Source organism: Mesorhizobium sp. B2-3-7, assembly GCF_006442695.1.
GTDB lineage: Bacteria > Pseudomonadota > Alphaproteobacteria > Rhizobiales > Rhizobiaceae > Mesorhizobium.
Genome location: NZ_VFVV01000016.1, coordinates 41,009 through 57,156 on the forward strand (window position 1 = coordinate 41,009; position 16,148 = coordinate 57,156).

A 16,148-nucleotide genomic window follows, 5' to 3' on the forward strand; every position below is an offset into this window, starting at 1 on the left:
ATGCACCTGTTTCATCCATGCCCCTGGTTTTCTGCCTGCCCTTATGCCGGCCACGCCGTGCATGTGGGCGCCGTGCGGTAGGCATTTACGACATTAGGAGAGCCGATGCTTCGCGGACTGTACGACTGGACCTTGTCGCTGGCGGCGCGCAAATCCGCCGAATGGTGGCTGGCCTTCATCGCCTTCGTCGAGAGTTCCGTGTTCCTGGTGCCGGCCGACGTGCTCTATCTGCCGATGGCACTGTCGCGGCCTGATCGCGCCTATCGCTATGCGCTGATCGCCACCGTCGCCTCCGTGCTGGGCGGCATCGCCGGCTGGTTCATCGGCCACTACGCCTACGACGCGCTGGCGCGGCCCATCCTCGAATTCTACGGCAAGTATGACGAGTTCGAGGCGCTGCGCGTCTCTTCGGGCATCGGCTTCATCATCTTGATGCTGATCACCTCGGGCGCCGCCCATCTGCCGCCGATCAAGGTGGTGACGATCCTTTCGGGGGTCATCGGCGTCAATCTTTTGCTGTTCATCGCGCTGGCAATCGTGGCGCGCGGCGGGCGCTTCCTGCTCCTGGCCTGGCTGCTGCGCCGCTATGGCGAGCCGATCCGCGAGTTCATCGAAAAGCGCCTCGGCCTGATCGCGGGTGCGGCGGCAGCCGCCCTGATTTTGCTCTATATCCTGGTCAAATACGCCTTCTGATTCATGTCGCCCAAACCGCGCGGCGGCGTGGCGACATGGACCACAAGACCGGGCGAGCGGCGAACATAACGGACGAAAGACCCCATGACTGCGACCATGACTGCCAACACCGGACGCCAGCGGACCATGACGGCCCTGTTCCTTGCCGTAGCCATGGCCGCCACTGTCGGCTCCGCGCTCGCCTTCCAGTACATTGGCGGCTACATCCCTTGCCATCTCTGCCTGGAACAGCGCACGCCCTACTATATCGGCGTGCCGCTGATGCTGCTGGCGCTGCTTGCATCGGCGCTGCACGCGCCGGCATGGGTGGTGCGCGGCTTGCTGGCCATCGGCGGCCTGCTGATGCTCTATGGCCTTTATCTCGGCATCTATCATGCCGGCGTGGAGTGGGCCTGGTGGCAGGGCCCGGCCGATTGCACCGCGGGCGGAGGCCCGGTCGACACCGGCGGCAAAGGCGTCCTCGACGCGCTCGACAAATTCGTGCCCCCGTCCTGCGACAAGGCCGCGCTTCGCATTCTCGGCCTGTCGCTCGCCGGCTGGAACGCCATCGCCAGCCTTGTCCTAGCGGCCATCGCCTTCCGCAGCGCGCTTTCGCGCGACTGAGTCCGTTCAACCGAACGGCACGACAAGAGTTCGAGCAGAAATCCGGCGGGCCGAGTCGGATAGCGCGGCTTTCGACGTCCGAGCCAGGTCGACCCCCACTCCGTCTCGGCTCCGCCGAGCCACCTCTCCCCCGATCGACGGGGGAGAGGAATGGCGCGAACCTATTGCCTCAGGCTCCTTTCCTCTCCCTCCGGAGGGGGGAGAGGTGGCGCTGCGAAGCAGCGACGGAGTGGAGGAAGCCGGTCCTCAAAACGCGAAGCCGCTGATAAGTGAGCGCGGCCGAGCTGGTCCGATATCAGGGTATGTCAGACTATCATGGAGACAATCGCTTCAGACGGCCAGCGTCCCGAATTCTCGGACGATCTCAGGGTTCGAGTTCGACATCCCAGTACAGATAATCCATCCAGCTTTCATGCAGATGGTTGGGCGGGAACAGACGGCCATTATTGTGCAGGTCGTGCACCGTCGGCTGGTAGGGCTTCTGCAACGGCCACATCTTGGCATGGGCCGGCATCATGCCACCTTTCCTGAGATTGCAGGGCGAACAGGCGGCGACGACATTCTCCCACGTCGTAGCACCCCCGCGATGGCGGGGGATGACGTGATCGAAGGTCAGATCGTCGGGCGTGCCGCAATACTGGCACTGGAAGCGGTCGCGCAGGAAGACGTTGAAGCGTGTGAAGGCTGGATGCCGCGACGGCTTCACATAGGCCTTCAGGCTGACGACGCTCGGCAGCTTCATCGAGAAGGTCGGCGAGGACACCGCGTGCTCGTATTCGGCGACGATGTTCACCCGTTCGAGGAACACCGCCTTGATGGCGTCCTGCCACGACCAGAGCGACAGGGGGTAATAGCTGAGCGGACGGTAATCCGCATTCAGCACCAGCGCTGGAAGCCCATCCGGAGATACGGCAACCGTCACGTCGTTGGCCTCCTTGGTTCTCTAACCTGAATGGCGCGGATACTGTAAGCCCGACATGACAGGGATGTGAAGCGGATTGTCACGCGTCCGAAGGCACAAAAAAACGAGATTTTGATGCTTTTTCGCGTTTTCAGGCCGGGGGTGCGGCATCCCTGCCCTTCAATTCGCGATAATAGGACCAGAAAAGCCGCGATGCGACACCTCTCCATGGGCTCCATGATTCGGCGAGCTGGATCAGTGTTTTCTCCGGCGGACGCGGGTCGATGCCGAGCGCATGGCCGACGGCGGTCTGGAGCGCGACATCGCGCGCCGGGAAGATGTCGGGATGGCCTGCGGCGAACAGCAGATACACCTGCGCCGTCCACGGACCGATACCGGGCACGGCCGTCATGGTCGTGATTGCCTCGCCGGCGTCAAGCGAACACAAACGATGAAGATCGAGGCCGTCCGCCGCCGCCTGGGCGGCGGCGAGGAGGCCGCGTTGCTTGGGTCGCGACAGGCCCGCCTCGCGAAACATGTCCTCGCCGGCGGCAAGGATCGCCAGCGGCGTCAACGGGTCGACCAGTTTCGTCAGCCGGCCGAAGATCGCATCGGCGCTGGCGCGCGACACCTGCTGCGAGACGATAATCGAGGCAAGGCTCGAGAATCCTGGTTGGGACAGCCGTAGCGGCACCTCGCCCGCCATGCCGCGGATCTTTTCCAGCCTTGGGTCGATCGCGCAAAGCGCGTCGAGTCCCCGGGCGATGTCGTCCAATGTGGCGATACGTTGCATGCTTTCTTGTTCCTGAACCGGCCGCACGGTAGCAATTGGCAAAACCGCCGCACAACCCGATTGCCGCTCAAGAGATGACACTCCTGACATTCCGTTTCGCGCCCAGTCCCAATGGCGAACTGCATCTCGGCCATGCCTTTTCGGTGCTGCTCAACCAGAAACTGGCGCGAGCGGTCGGCGGCCGCCTGCTGCTGCGCATCGAGGATATCGATACCACGCGCTGCTCGCCGGAATTCGAGGCGGGCATCTTTGCCGACCTGAAATGGCTCGGTCTTGCCTGGGAACAGCCTGTACGACGGCAATCCGAGCACTTCGCCTGTTATGAGACGGTGCTTGACCGGCTGATCCGGGAGGACCTTGTCTATCCCGCCTTCATGAGCAGAAGCGAGATCCGGGCTTTCATCACCGAGAGCGAAAAGCGCGACTGGCCGCGCGATCCCGACGGCGTGCCGGTCTATCCCGCCGTCGACAAGGCTCTGCCGGCGAAGGAACGCCGGCGCCGCATTGCCGCGGGCGCTCCCTTCGCCTGGCGGCTGGATATCGATGCGGCGATGGCACGCGTCGGCAAGGATTTGTCATGGAATGAATTTTCAGACGAATCGCTTTCCGCGACGCGCGTCGTCGAGGCCCGCCCGCGCGATTGGGGCGACGTGATCGTGGCGCGCCGCGAAATCCCGACCAGCTATCATCTCGCCGTCGTCGTCGACGATGCGCTGCAGGGCGTCAGCCATGTCGTGCGCGGCCAGGATCTTTATTCCGCCACCGGGGTACAGCGGCTGCTTCAGGAACTGCTTGGCCTGCCGCAGCCAGCCTATTTCCATCACCGGCTGATCCTGGGACCCGACGGGCGCAAGCTGTCGAAAAGCCTGAAGGACACCGGCCTTGCCGTCTTGCGCGAAGCGGGCGTGTCGGCTCACGATGTCAGGCGGATGGTCGGTCTCTGACGCAGGCGAAGGCCGAAGAGACAGCTTGCAGAAAAGGCGGCCGGTTGAATTCCGGTGATGCATGGATCAATCGTTTCGTTTTGCGCGCCGGCTTGAACCGGACTAGAGCTTCGCCACGGCTCAAATTCTCATCAAGCGCGGTCCCCGGAAAATGCACAGCGTCAAGCGGCTCATCCCCGCCACTTTCGTCGTCCTGTGGGCGACCGGCTTCATCGGCGCCCGCTATGCCATGCCGTGGGCCGAACCGTTTACGTTCCTGGCTGCGCGCTTCGTCCTGGCGGCGGCGTTGTTCGCCGGCCTGGTGGTCGTACTTGGCTCCAAGAGAGCCTCCCGCGAAGAGGCATTGCACGCCACCGGGGCCGGCATTCTGATGCATGGCGTCTATCTCGGCGCGGTCTTCTGGGCTATCCACAGGGGCATGCCCGCCGGGCTGTCGGCGCTGATTGTCGGCCTGCAGCCGCTGATCACGGCGGTGCTCGCCGGCAAGTTTCTCGGCGAGGCGATCCTGCCGCGCCATTGGGCCGGCCTCGCGGTCGGCCTGGCCGGCGTCGTCATCGTGCTCTGGCCGAAGCTCGGCGCGCTCGGCGGCGGCGTGACGTCAGCCACGTTGACAGCCTCGCTCGTCTCGGTGCTCGGCATGAGCGCCGGCACGATATGGCAGAAGCGTTTTGCTTCCGGCGGCGACCTCGTCGCCGCGACCATGTGGCAATATGTCGGCGGCGCTTCGGTGATGATCCTGGCTTCACTGGCCTTCGAGACCCACACGGTCGTCATCAACGGCGAATTGATCTTCGCCATGGCCTGGCTGGTGCTGGTGCTGTCGATCGGCGCCATCTTCCTTCTGATGGTGATGATCCGCGACGGCGAGATGTCGAAGGTCGCTTCGCTGTTCTATCTGGTGCCGGCGGTGACGGCCGTCATCGCCTGGGCCTTGTTCGACGAGCAGCTCAACGCGCTTCAGATTGCCGGCATGGCGATCACGACCTTCGGTGTCGGTCTGGCAACGGCGCGGCAGACCAAGGGAAGAATTGTAGAATTGAGGAATTGAGGAATTGAGGAATTGAGGAATTGAGGAAAATGGTGCCATTTGGCGCTGGGGGCTTCTTCTTCAATTCTCCAATTCTCCAATTCTCCAGTTCTTCAATTCAGCCGGTCATCCCACCCGCGCGCGTGCCTCGAGATAGCGGCTGATTGCTGCATTGAGTTCGCCACCGAGAATGAAGATCGCGGACACGATGTAGAGAAAGACCACCGCGATCATGATCGAGGCAAGCCCGGCGTAGGTCGTCACGTAGGACGAGAAATGGTCGAGATAGGTGGCGAAAATGGTCGAGCCGATCAGCCATGCGGCGAGCGTGAAGACGATGCCGGGGATCAGCGAGACGAAACGGCGCTTGCCGGCCGGCAGCCAGTAATGCACTGAAAACAGACCGCCGACGATGACGGTCGAGGCGATGACGTAGCGCCACAGCGTGATGGTGCCCGTATAGGGTTTTATCCACTCGAAATGCGCCTCGGCCAGCCGCGCCAGCAATGGCGCGAAGACCAGGAGCACGCTGATCGCCAGGAAGCCTGCCGTGGCGATCAGCACGAAGAAGATGCTCTGCACGCGGCGATAGATGATGCCGCGCGTCTCGGTGACGCGATAGGCCCGGTTGAGCGAGGTGCGCAGCGCCTCGATGCCGTTCGAGGCGAAATAGGCGGCCAGCAGCACGCCGTAGGTGAGCAGATCCGATCGTCGCACGGTGAGCACGTTCAGCACCTCTCGCGCGATCGGTTTGGCGATTTGTTCCGGCCAGGTGTCGAAGACCAGGTGCACGGCCGTGTCGGCGAAGGCTTGCGCGCCGAGGAAGCTCGCCAGCGTGGTGGCGAAGATCAGGAACGGAAACAGCGCCATCAGCGAGGTGATTGCCAGATGGCTGGCCATCGCCCAGCCGTCATCGGTGTTGAAATGACCGATCGCGTCGTAGAGCACGCGGCGCAGGGCGACGATATTCCGCAACAAGAACCGCGCTCCCCTTCGATTGTCTCGACGCCGCGAATATGGGAAGGGAATGCGGCAAATGGCAACCCTTGGTCATAAGACGAATCCGTCGGCACGCGCGTTGCGCGTCATCATCGTCACCGGCGCGTCGTCCGGCATAGGCGCTTATTGCGCGCGGGCGCTCAAGGCGGAAGGCTGGCGGGTGTTCGCCACGGCGCGCAAGCCCGAAGACATCGCGGCCCTGGAAAAGGAGGGCATCGAGGCGTTCTATCTGGACTATCGCGAACCTGCCTCCATCGAAGCGCTTGCGGCTTCAGTGCTGGAGCGGACCGGCGGCAGGATCGATGCTCTGTTCAACAATGGCGCCTATGCGCAAGCGGGCGCGGTCGAGGATCTGCCGGTGGCCGCCTTGCGCGAGCAGTTCGAGGCCAATTTCTTCGGCTGGCACGACCTGACCCGCCGGCTCGTGCCGGTGATGCGCCGCCAGGGCCGTGGCCGGATCGTTCATTGCTCGTCGATCCTTGGCCTGGTGCCGGTACGTTTTCGCGGCGCCTATTCGGCATCCAAACACGCTTTGGAGGCGCTGATGCTCTGTCAGCGCCAGGAACTGGCCGGCAGCGGCGTGCATGTCTCGCTGATCGAGCCGGGGCCGGTGAAATCGAAGATCGCCAGCAATGGCCTCGCCTGGTTTCTCAGGAATATCGACCATGAGAATTCCGTGCATCGCGCGGACTATGAGGCGCAGTTGGAACGGATGCGCACCGGCGGCAGCCAATCGGCGCTGAAGCCCGGGCCGGAAGTGGTCCACAAGGCGCTTCGCCATGCACTTCTGTCGCGGCGCCCGCGCCCGCACTATGTGGTAACAGTGCCCGCCAAGGTCGGCGCCACGCTCAAACGCATCCTTCCGGCATCGATGCTTCACCGCCTGCTCGCCAAACGCGCCTGAACAAGAAAAGGACTGGAAACGCAAATGGCATCCGTCTTCAACATCCTTGCCATCCTGGTCATGGTCGCCGTGGTGATCGTGCTGGTCCGGGGTCTGATCAACATGATGCGCGGCGGTTCCGGCATGACCTCCAACAAGCTGATGCAGACGCGCGTCGTGCTGCAGGCCGTGGCGCTGGCGCTGATCCTGCTGGCCGTGTATTTCACCCGCAAATGAGGACACCGGCCGTTCGGGAGGCGACGTGGTCAAGCTCAACAAGATCTACACCCGCACCGGCGACAACGGCACCACCGGGCTCGGCACGGGTGAGCGGCGGCTGAAGTCCGATCTCAGGGTGGACGCCTACGGCACTGTCGACGAAGCCAATGCCTGCATTGGCATGGCTCGTGTTCACACCGCCCCAAGCCACCCGGCGATTGACGCCATGCTTGCCCGCATCCAGAACGATCTCTTCGACCTGGGCGCCGATCTGGCCGTGCCCGACGACGGCAAGCCGCTCGGCTACGAGCCGCTGCGCATCATTGCCGCGCAGACCGAGCGCGTCGAACACGACATCGATCTCCTCAACAACGACCTCCAGCCGCTCAAATCCTTCGTGCTGAACGGCGGCACGCCGGCCGCCGCTGCGCTCCATCTCGCCCGAACGGTGGCGCGGCGGGCCGAGCGGCTGATGGTGGCGCTCGCACAGCATCCTGGTGAGCACGTCAACCGCGACGGGCTGAAATACATCAACCGCGTCTCCGACTTCCTGTTCGTCGCCGCCAGGGCGGTCAATGACAATGGAAATGCCGACGTGTTATGGGTTCCTGGCAAGAACCGCTGAACTATGCCAAGGCGGGAGAGGCCAGGCACCTATGTTCATCCCGCTCTACGACACCAACAGGCTGCGGCACATCAGGCTGCAGTATGTGACGATCGCCCTGATCCTGGCCAACGCGCTGGTCTATTGCGCCACCGCGCTCGGGGGCGAGAATTTCACCAATGCCGCCGTGCTCGGCCTCGGCTTCATCCCCTCCGTGGTGCATGACACGGCAGAGCTCGACCCGCGCTTTATCGTCATTCCCGAAAGCCTGAGCTATCTCACCTACTCATTCCTGCATGCCGACATTTTCCACCTTGGCGGCAACATGCTGTTCCTGTGGGTGTTCGGCGACAATGTCGAGGACGCGCTCGGCCATATCCGCTATCTCATCTTCTACCTCCTGTGCGCCATCGCCGGAGCCGCCTTCCAGGGCCTCATCGCGTGGGACTCGCAGGTGCCGCTGATCGGCGCCTCCGGCGCCATCGCCGGCGTGGTCGTCGCCTACCTGATCCTCTATCCCAGGGTGAAGGTCTGGGTGCTGGCCTTTGCCCGCATTCCGCTGCGCATCCCGGCCTTCATCCCGCTCCTCCTGTGGGTGCTGTTCCAGATCGTCATGTTCGCCGCCGGTGGCGAGGACCAGATTTCCTGGGCCTGCCACATAGGCGGCATCATCGCCGGCGCCGTGCTGGTGCTCGTGCTGCGCAGCCGCGGCGTGCCGCTTTTTGCGGGCGCGGACGAAGAAGCCGCACCCGCCGACCAGCCCGCCGTCGCCGTAGATCCGGCCGTAAACGAGCCGATTGCCGCGCAGCCCGTGCCACGCTGGGGTCGAGGAAGTGCCCCGGCCCCGACTGAACCGATTGAGTGAATTGCCCGACGCCGTGGCATATTGACGTGCGGGTTCGCCGCAACTACGGAAGCGTTTCCGCCCGCCTTTGGCGGTTGAAGAGCAGAATTTCCATCCGGAATGTCGGCTTTCGACAACTCTGACAGGGTTCACGCTGGTATAGCGCGCCCCAACTATCTCAAGAGAGGTGACAGGAAAATGAAGATCCTTGTGCCCGTGAAGCGGGTTGTGGATGCGAATGTGAAGGTTCGCGTCAAGGCTGACGGTTCGGCGGTGGAATTGGCCAACGTCAAGATGGCGATGAACCCATTCGACGAGATCGCGGTGGAAGAGGCGATCCGGCTCAAGGAAGCCGGCAAGGCCGAAGAGATCATCGTCGTGTCGATCGGCCCGCAGCAGGCGCAGGAGACGCTTCGCACCGCGCTCGCCATGGGCGCCGACCGCGCCATCCTGGTCAAGACCGACGAGCAGACAGAGCCACTGGGCGTCGCCAAGGTACTGAAGGGCGTGGTCGAGGCCGAGCAGCCCGGCCTTGTCATCCTCGGCAAGCAGGCGATCGACGATGATTCCAACCAGACCGGCCAGATGCTCGCAGCCCTTCTCGGCTGGGCGCAGGGCACGTTTGCTTCCAAGGTGGTGCTGGAGGGCGACAAGGCCAGGGTGACGCGCGAGGTCGACGGCGGCCTGCAGACGGTTGAGCTGAAGATGCCGGCGATCGTCACTGCCGACCTTCGCCTCAACCAGCCGCGCTATGCATCGCTGCCCAACATCATGAAGGCCAAGAAGAAGCCGCTCGACGAGAAGAGCCCGGCCGACTACGGCGCTGACGTCAAGCCGCGGCTGAAGGTCATCAAGACCGAAGAGCCGGGCGGCCGCAAGGCGGGCGTCAAGGTCAAGAGCGTCGCCGAGCTCATCGACAAGCTGAAGAACGAAGCCGGCGTGCTCTGAGATCGGAAGGAACAGATAAAATGACCATTCTCCTCATCGCCGAACACGACAACGCTACCCTTTCCGACCAGACCGCCAAGGCGCTGTCGGCCGCGCTGCAGATCGGCTCGGACGTGCATGTGCTGGTGGCCGGCAAGGGCGCCAAGGGCGCAGCCGACGCCGCCGCCAAGCTGAAGGGCGTGAGCAAGGTGCTGCTGGCCGAAGCCGACGAGCTTGCCGAGCGTCTCGCCGAGCCGACCGCGGCGCTCGTCGTGTCGCTGGCCGGCTCCTATGACACCATCGTCGCGCCGGCAACCTCGTCGGGCAAGAACGTCGCGCCGCGCGTGGCCGCTTTGCTCGACGTGGCGCAGGTCTCCGAGATCATCGAAGTGGTCTCGCCGGACACCTTCAAGCGGCCGATCTATGCCGGCAACGCCATCCAGACGGTACAGTCGACCGATGCCAAGAAGGTCATTACCGTGCGCACCGCCTCCTTCCAGGCGGCGCCCGAGGGCGGTTCGGCCGCTGTCGAAACCGTCAGCGCTGCGGCCAATCCTGGCCTCTCCTCCTTCGTCGAGAACAAGCTATCGGAGACCGATCGTCCGGAACTGACCTCGGCCAAGATCATCATCTCGGGCGGCCGCGCGCTCGGCTCCTCGGAGAAGTTCCAGGAGGTCATCCTGCCGGTCGCCGACAAGCTCGGCGCCGCCGTCGGCGCATCCCGCGCCGCCGTCGATGCCGGTTATGCGCCGAATGACTGGCAGGTCGGCCAGACCGGCAAGGTCGTCGCCCCCGACCTCTACATCGCCGTCGGCATCTCCGGCGCCATCCAGCACCTCGCCGGCATGAAGGATTCGAAGGTCATCGTCGCCATCAACAAGGACGAGGAAGCGCCGATCTTCCAGGTTGCCGACTATGGCCTCGTCGGCGATCTGTTCGTTGTCCTGCCGGAGTTGCAGAAGGCGCTTTGACGCCCTGCCGCAAAGCGTATTAAATTGTGAGGGGTGGGGTAGACGAAGTCGCCCCACCCTTTTAGTTTGCACCGCACAAAAAGCAGGCCGCAAAGGCCTTTTTCGACGGGATCGGTGTAATGAGCAAGATCGAAACGATCGGCATCATCGGCGCGGGCCAGATGGGCGGCGGCATCGCCCATGTCTCCGCACTTTCGGGCTACAAGGTGCTGATCTACGATATATCGCCCGACCGTATCGAGAAGGGCATCGCCACTGTCAGCGGCAACATGGCCCGCCAGGTGGGGTCCGGCAAGCTCGACGAGAAGCTCCGCAACCAGGCGATGGCGCGCATCGCGGCGGCGCCATCCATGGCCGATCTCGCCGGTGCCGACCTGGTCATCGAGGCAGCGACCGAGGACGAGACGGTCAAGCGCAAGATCTACGCCCAGCTTTGTCCGCAGCTCAATCCCGAGGCCATACTGGCGACCAATACCTCGTCGATCTCGATCACGCGGCTAGCCGCGCAGACCGACCGCCCCGAGCGCTTCATCGGCATCCATTTCATGAACCCGGTTCCCCTGATGAAGCTGGTCGAACTGGTGCGCGGCATCGCCACCGAGGACCAGACCTTCGAGGCGGCAAAGACCTATGTGAAGCAGCTCGACAAGACGATCACGGTCTCGGAGGATTTTCCGGCCTTCATCGTCAACCGCATCCTTTTGCCGATGATCAACGAGGCGATCTACACGCTCTATGAGGGCGTCGGCACGGTCGATGCCATCGACACCGCCATGCGGCTCGGCGCCAACCATCCGATGGGGCCGCTGCAGCTGGCCGATTTCATCGGCCTGGACACCTGCCTGTCGATCATGCAGGTGCTGCATGACGGCCTGTCGGATTCGAAGTACCGCCCCTGCCCGTTGCTGGTCAAATATGTCGAGGCCGGCTGGCTCGGCCGCAAGACCGGCCGCGGCTTCTACGATTATCGCGGCGAGCATCCGGTTCCAACACGCTGACCCGCCAGGGTTGATCGCGGCCCTATCGCGGGGCTACGACGCTGCGGCCAGGGGCTTGGGTGTCTCGATTTCGATCCTGTCGTCCGTGGCGTCATTCTCGGGCGCCATGGACACGCATCCGCGACCCGCAGCCTTGGCCACGTAGCAGGCGGCGTCTGCCCTGGCGATGATCTCGTCGACAGCGCCGCAATCGGCGTCGATAGGAGCCAGTCCGATGCTGGCGCCGATCGAATGGGGACGGCCTTCCCAGGTGAAATCGAGGCCCTGTATCGCATCGATGATGGATCGCGCCGCGATCCTGGCCCCGGCGGCCGAGCCCGACTTCAGAATGACCGCGAATTCGTCGCCGCCCAGACGCGCGACCATGTCCTGCGGACCAAGCACGCCACGCACGGCCTCGGCAACGCACTTGAGCAATGCATCTCCCGCCGCGTGGCCACCTGTGTCGTTGACCAGTTTGAAATGATCGAGGTCGATGAACATGAACTGATGTCCGATCCCCTCCTTGCGGGCCTGATCGACCAGTTCTTCCATGGCGCGGATGAAACTCGCGCGGTTGGCAAGGCCGGTCAGCGCATCATGCGCGGCGGCGTGGGCAAGCTGGCGCTGCAGCGCGCGCGCATCGGTGAAGTCCTGGAAGACGATGACCAGTCCGCAGAATTCGTTGCGTTCGTTCATGATCGGCGACACGACCTGCCGGATGCTGCAGCGCGTCTCGTCGCGCCGGATGAGGACGGCGCGGCTGTTCTGGTCATCGGCTCCCTGGCCGCCGATCGCAGGCCGCGCCACGCCGATCCTGTGGCCGGTCTCCTCGTCGACCGCCCAATAGACATGGCCGAGCGTCTTGCCGAGGGCATCATTGCAGGAGACACCGGTCAGCTTTTCGGCGACAGGATTCATGAAGGTGACGCGGTTGGCGGCATCGGTGCAGATGACGGCATCGCCGATCGACTGGAGCGTCACTTTGAGGCGCTCCTTTTCGTCCGCCAGCATGGCCGCCGACACGGCGAGGCGCTCCTCCGCCTGCTTGCGCCGGGTGATGTCGGTCAGGCTGCCTATCGCCCTGATCAGCCGCCCCTCTTCGTCGCGCTCGATCGCCTTGCCGCGGTCGAGGAACCAGAGCCAGCGGCCATCCTTGTGGCGCATCCTGAATTCGGCCTCGAAGAACGGCGTGCGGCCTTCGAGATGGGCGCGGTCCGCCTCGGCCACTGCTTCGCGGTCGTCGGGATGTATCATCGCCAGCCAGTGATCGGGGTCACCGTCGAGTTCCCCGTCGGCGTAACCCAGCATCTTGACCCAGGTCGAGGAATAGTTAGTGCCGCCCCTGCGCTTGTCGAAGTCCCAGACGCCCTGGCCGGCGCCGGCCAATGCAAAGTTCCAGCGCGTTTCGGCCTCGGCGATCCGCGCCTCGGCCTGCTTGCGCGCATTGATGTCCTCTATCTGCGAGACGAGATACAGCGGCCGGCCGCTATTCCCGTCGCGAATGACGGAGCCGGCCAGCCTGGCCCAGACGGGCGTGCCGTCCTTCTTGAGATAGCGCTTCTCGAAATGAAAGGAATCGATCTTGCCGGCCTTCAGGTCTTCCATCGTCTCCCGCCCGATCTCCAGATCGTCGGCATGCGTGAGCTGGAAGAAGGTCAACGCCTCGATCTCGTCGCGGCGGTAGTCGAGCATGGCAGCGAAAGCCGGGTTGGCCTCGAGAATGCGCCCGTCGAGGCCGACGATGGCGACGCCGATGGAGGAATCCTCCATGGCACGGCGGAAGCGCTGCTCGCTCTCGGCGATCTGGCGGCGGTCCTTGCGGATGACGCGCGCGAACATGCAGGCCAGGAGAAGTGCGCCGGCTGCCACACCGACCGACGCCTGCACACATAATTCGAGCGTCTCGGCGCCGGGATCCAGCCGCGACAGCAGGATCGATGCCGTCATCGCCGCTGTCCCGCCCACGAGCAGAGCCAACCCCGCATGTCTGTGCGGCGCCGGCCCGATGATCCTTCGCATTGCCACGATTTGTACCACCCCGTGGGCAATCGCATTTCCCGTGAAAATCCTGACGGATCGATTTTAAGGAAAGGTTGCGTCGGGTATCGGCGATGCCGCCGGCCGGCAAACATTTGCCGGCATGATTAAGGATCGGTATGCGCGGGATGCAGCAGCGGGCGTCGCGCTACCAGCGCACGAAAAACCGGCCGCCGAGCGCGCCGAGCAGCGCCAGCGCGGCGATCGCGATCGTATACCAGGTGGCGACGAAAAGCGGCGAATCATCAAAGCAATGCGCGGCATAGAAGGTTGCCGCCAGCCCGCCGGCGAGCAGGCCCGCGGCCGTGCCGGCCAGCACCGGCCGTGTCGGCGCGCCATAGCGCAGCATCCACAGGAAGATGGCAAGCGGGCCGATGCCGATCAGCGGGATGAGCCCCATGCAGACCATCATGTTGGAACCGACGAGACGCCTGCCCCAGTCGGCCTCGGGCACGGCGTAAAGCTCCAGCACCACGGCCACTGCCACGAGCACGGGCGCAGCCGCCATCCAGGCCGCCGCCTTGCCTGTCGATGCTCCCGGTGTCGACAATGTCCTGACGAAGGCGAAGGCGCTGGCGGCGAGCACGATGGTGAACAGGAACTTCGAAAGAAAGCGCATCGTATGTGCGGCAGCCATGAAGTCGGGGCGCGGACCGATCGTCATCATGAAAACCGCGCCCGCAATCACGGCGGCCACGCCGGCAGCCAGCCACCAGGCCGAGCGCAGCGGCATCGCCTTGCTGCGGGCGTCGGCATCAAGCGCCTTGATGAGATCTTCGGTCCTCATGTCATTCCCGCCCAAACCGCCCCTGCCCGAACCGCTTGGCAATGGCTGCAAGTCCGCGATGCAAGGAAACCCGCACCGCTGTTTCGCTGATGCCGAACTTGGCTGCCGTGTCGCCGATCGAGCGCCCCTCCACCGACACGGACGACACCACGGAGCGCTGTGCCGGCGGCAGGCCGTCGAGCGCCCGGTTGATGTCGCGTTCGCTGACGGTTTCCGTTTCCGGCTCGGCGAAGGTTTCGGCAATATCGTCGACATCGATCTCGATGCGCCGTCCGCGCCGCCGGAACGCGTCGATCAACTTGAAGCGCGCGATGGCATAGACCCAGGGCAGCACAGGTGCGTCCTGGCGCCAGGTGTGCCGTTTCACATGAATGGCCAGCAAGGTTTCCTGCACGACATCCTCGGGATCGACCCCGCCTTTGACGATCTTGCGCCTGGCAAAACCGCGAACCAGAGCGGCCGTCCGGTGCAGAAAGTCGGCATAGGCCCTTTCATCTCCCGCGATCGCGGCTCGCATCAGCCGGGAAAGCTCGGCCTCGTCCTTGCCGCTCACAAGAGTTCACTCCCCGATCTTCGCGCCTCGGCGCTGATTTGTTACGTGGCCGGCGAAATAATGTCCAAGGCAAACTACCGGCAAGTCACGAAAGATTGCGGGCGAACGCGAACTTGGGCTCGTCGACGGCGACTGTGTCCTGGACCGTCGGTCGCGCGCGGCCATCACGCGGAATTGTCCGTCTGGCATGGGCCTGTGCCGCCAGCGGCCGATTGAAGCAGGCCAAAAATGTTGACTACACCTGTCATGTATCGATAGGTGCTGCGTGCCAGTTCAACGAGATCGAGGACGACGCCCATGAAATACGCTCTTTCCACCCTTGCCGGCGCCGCGGCGGTGGCGGTCAGCCTGATCGCTGGCCAGGCGATGGTTGAGGATACAGGCATCATCGTCTACAATGCCCAGCACGAGAGCCTCGCCAAGGAATGGGCCGACGGCTTCACCAAGGAAACCGGTATCAAGGTCACGCTGCGCAATGGCGGCGACAGCGATTTCTCCAACCAGATCGTCGCGGAGGGCACCGCCTCGCCCGCCGACGTGTTCCTGACCGAGAATTCGCCGGCCATGGTGCTGGTCGAGAATGCCGGCCTGTTCGCGCCGGTCGACGCCGACACACTGGCGCAGGTTCCGCAGGATTATCAGGCAGCGAGCGGCAAATGGGTCGGCGTTGCCGCCCGCAGCACCGTCTTTGCCTACAATACCACCAAGCTCAAGGCCGACCAGTTGCCCAAGTCGCTGCTCGACCTTGCCGATCCGAGCTGGAAAGGCCGCTGGGCCGCCTCGCCGTCGGGCGCCGATTTCCAGGCTATCGTCAGCGCGCTGCTGCAGCTCAAGGGCGAAGCCGCGACGGCGGACTGGCTGAAGGCGATGAAGCAGAATTTCACCGCCTATAAGGGCAACAGCACCGTGATGAAGGCGGTCAACGCCGGCGAGATCGAAGGCGGCGTGATCTATCACTACTACTACTTCGGCGATCAGGCCAAGACCGGCGAGAACAGCAAGAACGTTGCGCTGCATTATTTCAAAAACCAGGATCCGGGCGCCTTCGTCTCGACCTCCGGCGGTGGCGTGCTGGCTTCGAGCAAGCATCCCAAGGAAGCCCAGGCTTTCCTGAAGTGGGTGACCGGCAAGGGCGGCCAGGACGTGCTGAAGAACGGAACGTCCTTCGAATACGCGGTCGGCAAGGGCGCAGAGTCCAATCCGAAGCTGGTGCCGCTGGCCGACCTGCAGGCGCCGAAGATCGATGCCGCGACGCTGAACTCCAAGAAGGCTACCGACCTGATGACGGCGGCCGGCTTGCTTTAGTTGCCGTTCGTCCTAATAAGGACACCGGCCGTGCTCCCGCGGGAATTCCGCGGGAGCGTTTTGTTTTTTCGAGATGGC

Annotated in this window: 18 protein-coding genes; 12 read left to right on the forward strand and 6 right to left on the reverse strand. The window is 63.8% G+C overall.

The window, feature by feature from the left end:
• Positions 1-105: 105 nt before the first annotated feature.
• Positions 106-693: a YqaA family protein gene (locus FJ940_RS25210; RefSeq protein WP_140500881.1), complete on the forward strand. Its 588-nt coding sequence runs from the start codon at positions 106-108 to the stop codon at positions 691-693.
• Between the two features lie 84 nt (positions 694-777).
• Positions 778-1,296, forward strand: a complete 519-nt coding sequence (locus tag FJ940_RS25215) for a disulfide bond formation protein B (RefSeq protein WP_140500880.1) — start codon at positions 778-780, stop codon at positions 1,294-1,296.
• Positions 1,297-1,660: 364 nt separating this feature from the next.
• Here FJ940_RS25215 and FJ940_RS25225 read toward each other — a convergent pair whose 3' ends face one another.
• Both FJ940_RS25225 and FJ940_RS25230 read right to left on the reverse strand, forming a co-directional pair.
• Positions 1,661-2,218, reverse strand: coding sequence for an HNH endonuclease (locus FJ940_RS25225; RefSeq protein WP_023677956.1), 558 nt, complete (start codon positions 2,216-2,218; stop codon positions 1,661-1,663).
• A 130-nt stretch (positions 2,219-2,348) separates the two neighbouring features.
• Positions 2,349-2,990, reverse strand: a complete 642-nt coding sequence (locus FJ940_RS25230) for a DNA-3-methyladenine glycosylase (RefSeq protein ID WP_140658248.1) — start codon at positions 2,988-2,990, stop codon at positions 2,349-2,351.
• 74 nt (positions 2,991-3,064) lie between these two features.
• On the opposite strand from FJ940_RS25230, the gene gluQRS reads away from it, so the two are divergent.
• Together gluQRS and FJ940_RS25240 are read left to right on the forward strand one after the other, a co-directional pair.
• Complete coding sequence (gene gluQRS, locus FJ940_RS25235) at positions 3,065-3,934, forward strand: tRNA glutamyl-Q(34) synthetase GluQRS (protein ID WP_140658250.1); 870 nt, start codon at positions 3,065-3,067, stop codon at positions 3,932-3,934.
• Between the two features lie 151 nt (positions 3,935-4,085).
• On the forward strand, positions 4,086-4,982 hold the full coding sequence (locus FJ940_RS25240; RefSeq protein WP_140658252.1) for a DMT family transporter: 897 nt from the start codon (positions 4,086-4,088) through the stop codon (positions 4,980-4,982).
• A gap of 105 nt (positions 4,983-5,087) precedes the next feature.
• Here the strand turns inward: FJ940_RS25240 and FJ940_RS25245 are convergent, their stop codons facing one another.
• The gene (locus FJ940_RS25245; protein ID WP_140500876.1) at positions 5,088-5,939 is read right to left on the reverse strand and encodes a YihY/virulence factor BrkB family protein; all 852 of its coding nucleotides are present in this window, start codon (positions 5,937-5,939) and stop codon (positions 5,088-5,090) included.
• A 58-nt stretch (positions 5,940-5,997) separates the two neighbouring features.
• On the opposite strand from FJ940_RS25245, the gene FJ940_RS25250 reads away from it, so the two are divergent.
• The 7 genes from FJ940_RS25250 to FJ940_RS25280 all read left to right on the forward strand — a co-directional run bounded on the left by FJ940_RS25250 (position 5,998) and on the right by FJ940_RS25280 (position 11,406).
• Complete coding sequence (locus FJ940_RS25250; protein WP_140560187.1) at positions 5,998-6,864, forward strand: SDR family oxidoreductase; 867 nt, start codon at positions 5,998-6,000, stop codon at positions 6,862-6,864.
• A 24-nt stretch (positions 6,865-6,888) separates the two neighbouring features.
• Positions 6,889-7,080, forward strand: coding sequence for a twin transmembrane helix small protein (locus FJ940_RS25255; RefSeq protein WP_140500874.1), 192 nt, complete (start codon positions 6,889-6,891; stop codon positions 7,078-7,080).
• A gap of 25 nt (positions 7,081-7,105) precedes the next feature.
• Positions 7,106-7,687: a cob(I)yrinic acid a,c-diamide adenosyltransferase gene (locus FJ940_RS25260; protein ID WP_140500873.1), complete on the forward strand. Its 582-nt coding sequence runs from the start codon at positions 7,106-7,108 to the stop codon at positions 7,685-7,687.
• A gap of 31 nt (positions 7,688-7,718) precedes the next feature.
• Positions 7,719-8,531 (forward strand): rhomboid family intramembrane serine protease, encoded by an 813-nt coding sequence (locus FJ940_RS25265; protein ID WP_140560186.1) that lies wholly within the window; start codon positions 7,719-7,721, stop codon positions 8,529-8,531.
• Between the two features lie 177 nt (positions 8,532-8,708).
• A complete protein-coding gene (locus tag FJ940_RS25270) occupies positions 8,709-9,458 on the forward strand; it encodes an electron transfer flavoprotein subunit beta/FixA family protein (RefSeq protein WP_140525441.1) in 750 nt (249 codons plus the stop codon).
• A 20-nt stretch (positions 9,459-9,478) separates the two neighbouring features.
• A complete protein-coding gene (locus FJ940_RS25275) occupies positions 9,479-10,408 on the forward strand; it encodes an electron transfer flavoprotein subunit alpha/FixB family protein (protein ID WP_140558136.1) in 930 nt (309 codons plus the stop codon).
• Between the two features lie 119 nt (positions 10,409-10,527).
• The gene (locus FJ940_RS25280) at positions 10,528-11,406 is read left to right on the forward strand and encodes a 3-hydroxybutyryl-CoA dehydrogenase (RefSeq protein WP_140500869.1); all 879 of its coding nucleotides are present in this window, start codon (positions 10,528-10,530) and stop codon (positions 11,404-11,406) included.
• 33 nt (positions 11,407-11,439) lie between these two features.
• Here FJ940_RS25280 and FJ940_RS25285 read toward each other — a convergent pair whose 3' ends face one another.
• The 3 genes from FJ940_RS25285 to FJ940_RS25295 all read right to left on the reverse strand — a co-directional run bounded on the left by FJ940_RS25285 (position 11,440) and on the right by FJ940_RS25295 (position 14,765).
• Positions 11,440-13,335, reverse strand: a complete 1,896-nt coding sequence (locus FJ940_RS25285; protein ID WP_246671085.1) for a PAS domain S-box protein — start codon at positions 13,333-13,335, stop codon at positions 11,440-11,442.
• A gap of 238 nt (positions 13,336-13,573) precedes the next feature.
• Positions 13,574-14,212, reverse strand: a complete 639-nt coding sequence (locus FJ940_RS25290; protein ID WP_140525439.1) for an NrsF family protein — start codon at positions 14,210-14,212, stop codon at positions 13,574-13,576.
• 1 nt (position 14,213) lies between these two features.
• Positions 14,214-14,765 carry a sigma-70 family RNA polymerase sigma factor gene (locus FJ940_RS25295; RefSeq protein WP_140513867.1) on the reverse strand — a complete coding sequence of 184 codons (552 nt, stop codon included), beginning with the start codon at positions 14,763-14,765 and terminating at the stop codon, positions 14,214-14,216.
• A gap of 297 nt (positions 14,766-15,062) precedes the next feature.
• Here FJ940_RS25295 and FJ940_RS25300 point away from each other — a divergent pair, with 297 nt between their 5' ends.
• The gene (locus FJ940_RS25300; RefSeq protein WP_140658253.1) at positions 15,063-16,070 is read left to right on the forward strand and encodes an iron ABC transporter substrate-binding protein; all 1,008 of its coding nucleotides are present in this window, start codon (positions 15,063-15,065) and stop codon (positions 16,068-16,070) included.
• The last annotated feature ends 78 nt before the right edge of the window (positions 16,071-16,148 follow it).

What these genes read in the sequence shown, in the direction of transcription:
- FJ940_RS25210 (WP_140500881.1), top strand. Translation starts at nt 106, where the DNA reads ATGCTTCGCGGACTGTACGACTGGACCTTGTCGCTGGCGGCGCGCAAA.
- FJ940_RS25215 (WP_140500880.1), top strand. Translation starts at nt 778, where the DNA reads ATGACTGCGACCATGACTGCCAACACCGGACGCCAGCGGACCATGACG.
- FJ940_RS25230 (WP_140658248.1), bottom strand. Translation starts at nt 2,990, where the DNA reads ATGCAACGTATCGCCACATTGGACGACATCGCCCGGGGACTCGACGCG.
- gluQRS (WP_140658250.1), top strand. Translation starts at nt 3,065, where the DNA reads ATGACACTCCTGACATTCCGTTTCGCGCCCAGTCCCAATGGCGAACTG.
- FJ940_RS25240 (WP_140658252.1), top strand. Translation starts at nt 4,086, where the DNA reads ATGCACAGCGTCAAGCGGCTCATCCCCGCCACTTTCGTCGTCCTGTGG.
- FJ940_RS25250 (WP_140560187.1), top strand. Translation starts at nt 5,998, where the DNA reads ATGGCAACCCTTGGTCATAAGACGAATCCGTCGGCACGCGCGTTGCGC.
- FJ940_RS25255 (WP_140500874.1), top strand. Translation starts at nt 6,889, where the DNA reads ATGGCATCCGTCTTCAACATCCTTGCCATCCTGGTCATGGTCGCCGTG.
- FJ940_RS25265 (WP_140560186.1), top strand. Translation starts at nt 7,719, where the DNA reads ATGTTCATCCCGCTCTACGACACCAACAGGCTGCGGCACATCAGGCTG.
- FJ940_RS25270 (WP_140525441.1), top strand. Translation starts at nt 8,709, where the DNA reads ATGAAGATCCTTGTGCCCGTGAAGCGGGTTGTGGATGCGAATGTGAAG.
- FJ940_RS25275 (WP_140558136.1), top strand. Translation starts at nt 9,479, where the DNA reads ATGACCATTCTCCTCATCGCCGAACACGACAACGCTACCCTTTCCGAC.
- FJ940_RS25280 (WP_140500869.1), top strand. Translation starts at nt 10,528, where the DNA reads ATGAGCAAGATCGAAACGATCGGCATCATCGGCGCGGGCCAGATGGGC.
- FJ940_RS25285 (WP_246671085.1), bottom strand. Translation starts at nt 13,335, where the DNA reads ATGACGGCATCGATCCTGCTGTCGCGGCTGGATCCCGGCGCCGAGACG.
- FJ940_RS25290 (WP_140525439.1), bottom strand. Translation starts at nt 14,212, where the DNA reads ATGAGGACCGAAGATCTCATCAAGGCGCTTGATGCCGACGCCCGCAGC.
- FJ940_RS25300 (WP_140658253.1), top strand. Translation starts at nt 15,063, where the DNA reads ATGAAATACGCTCTTTCCACCCTTGCCGGCGCCGCGGCGGTGGCGGTC.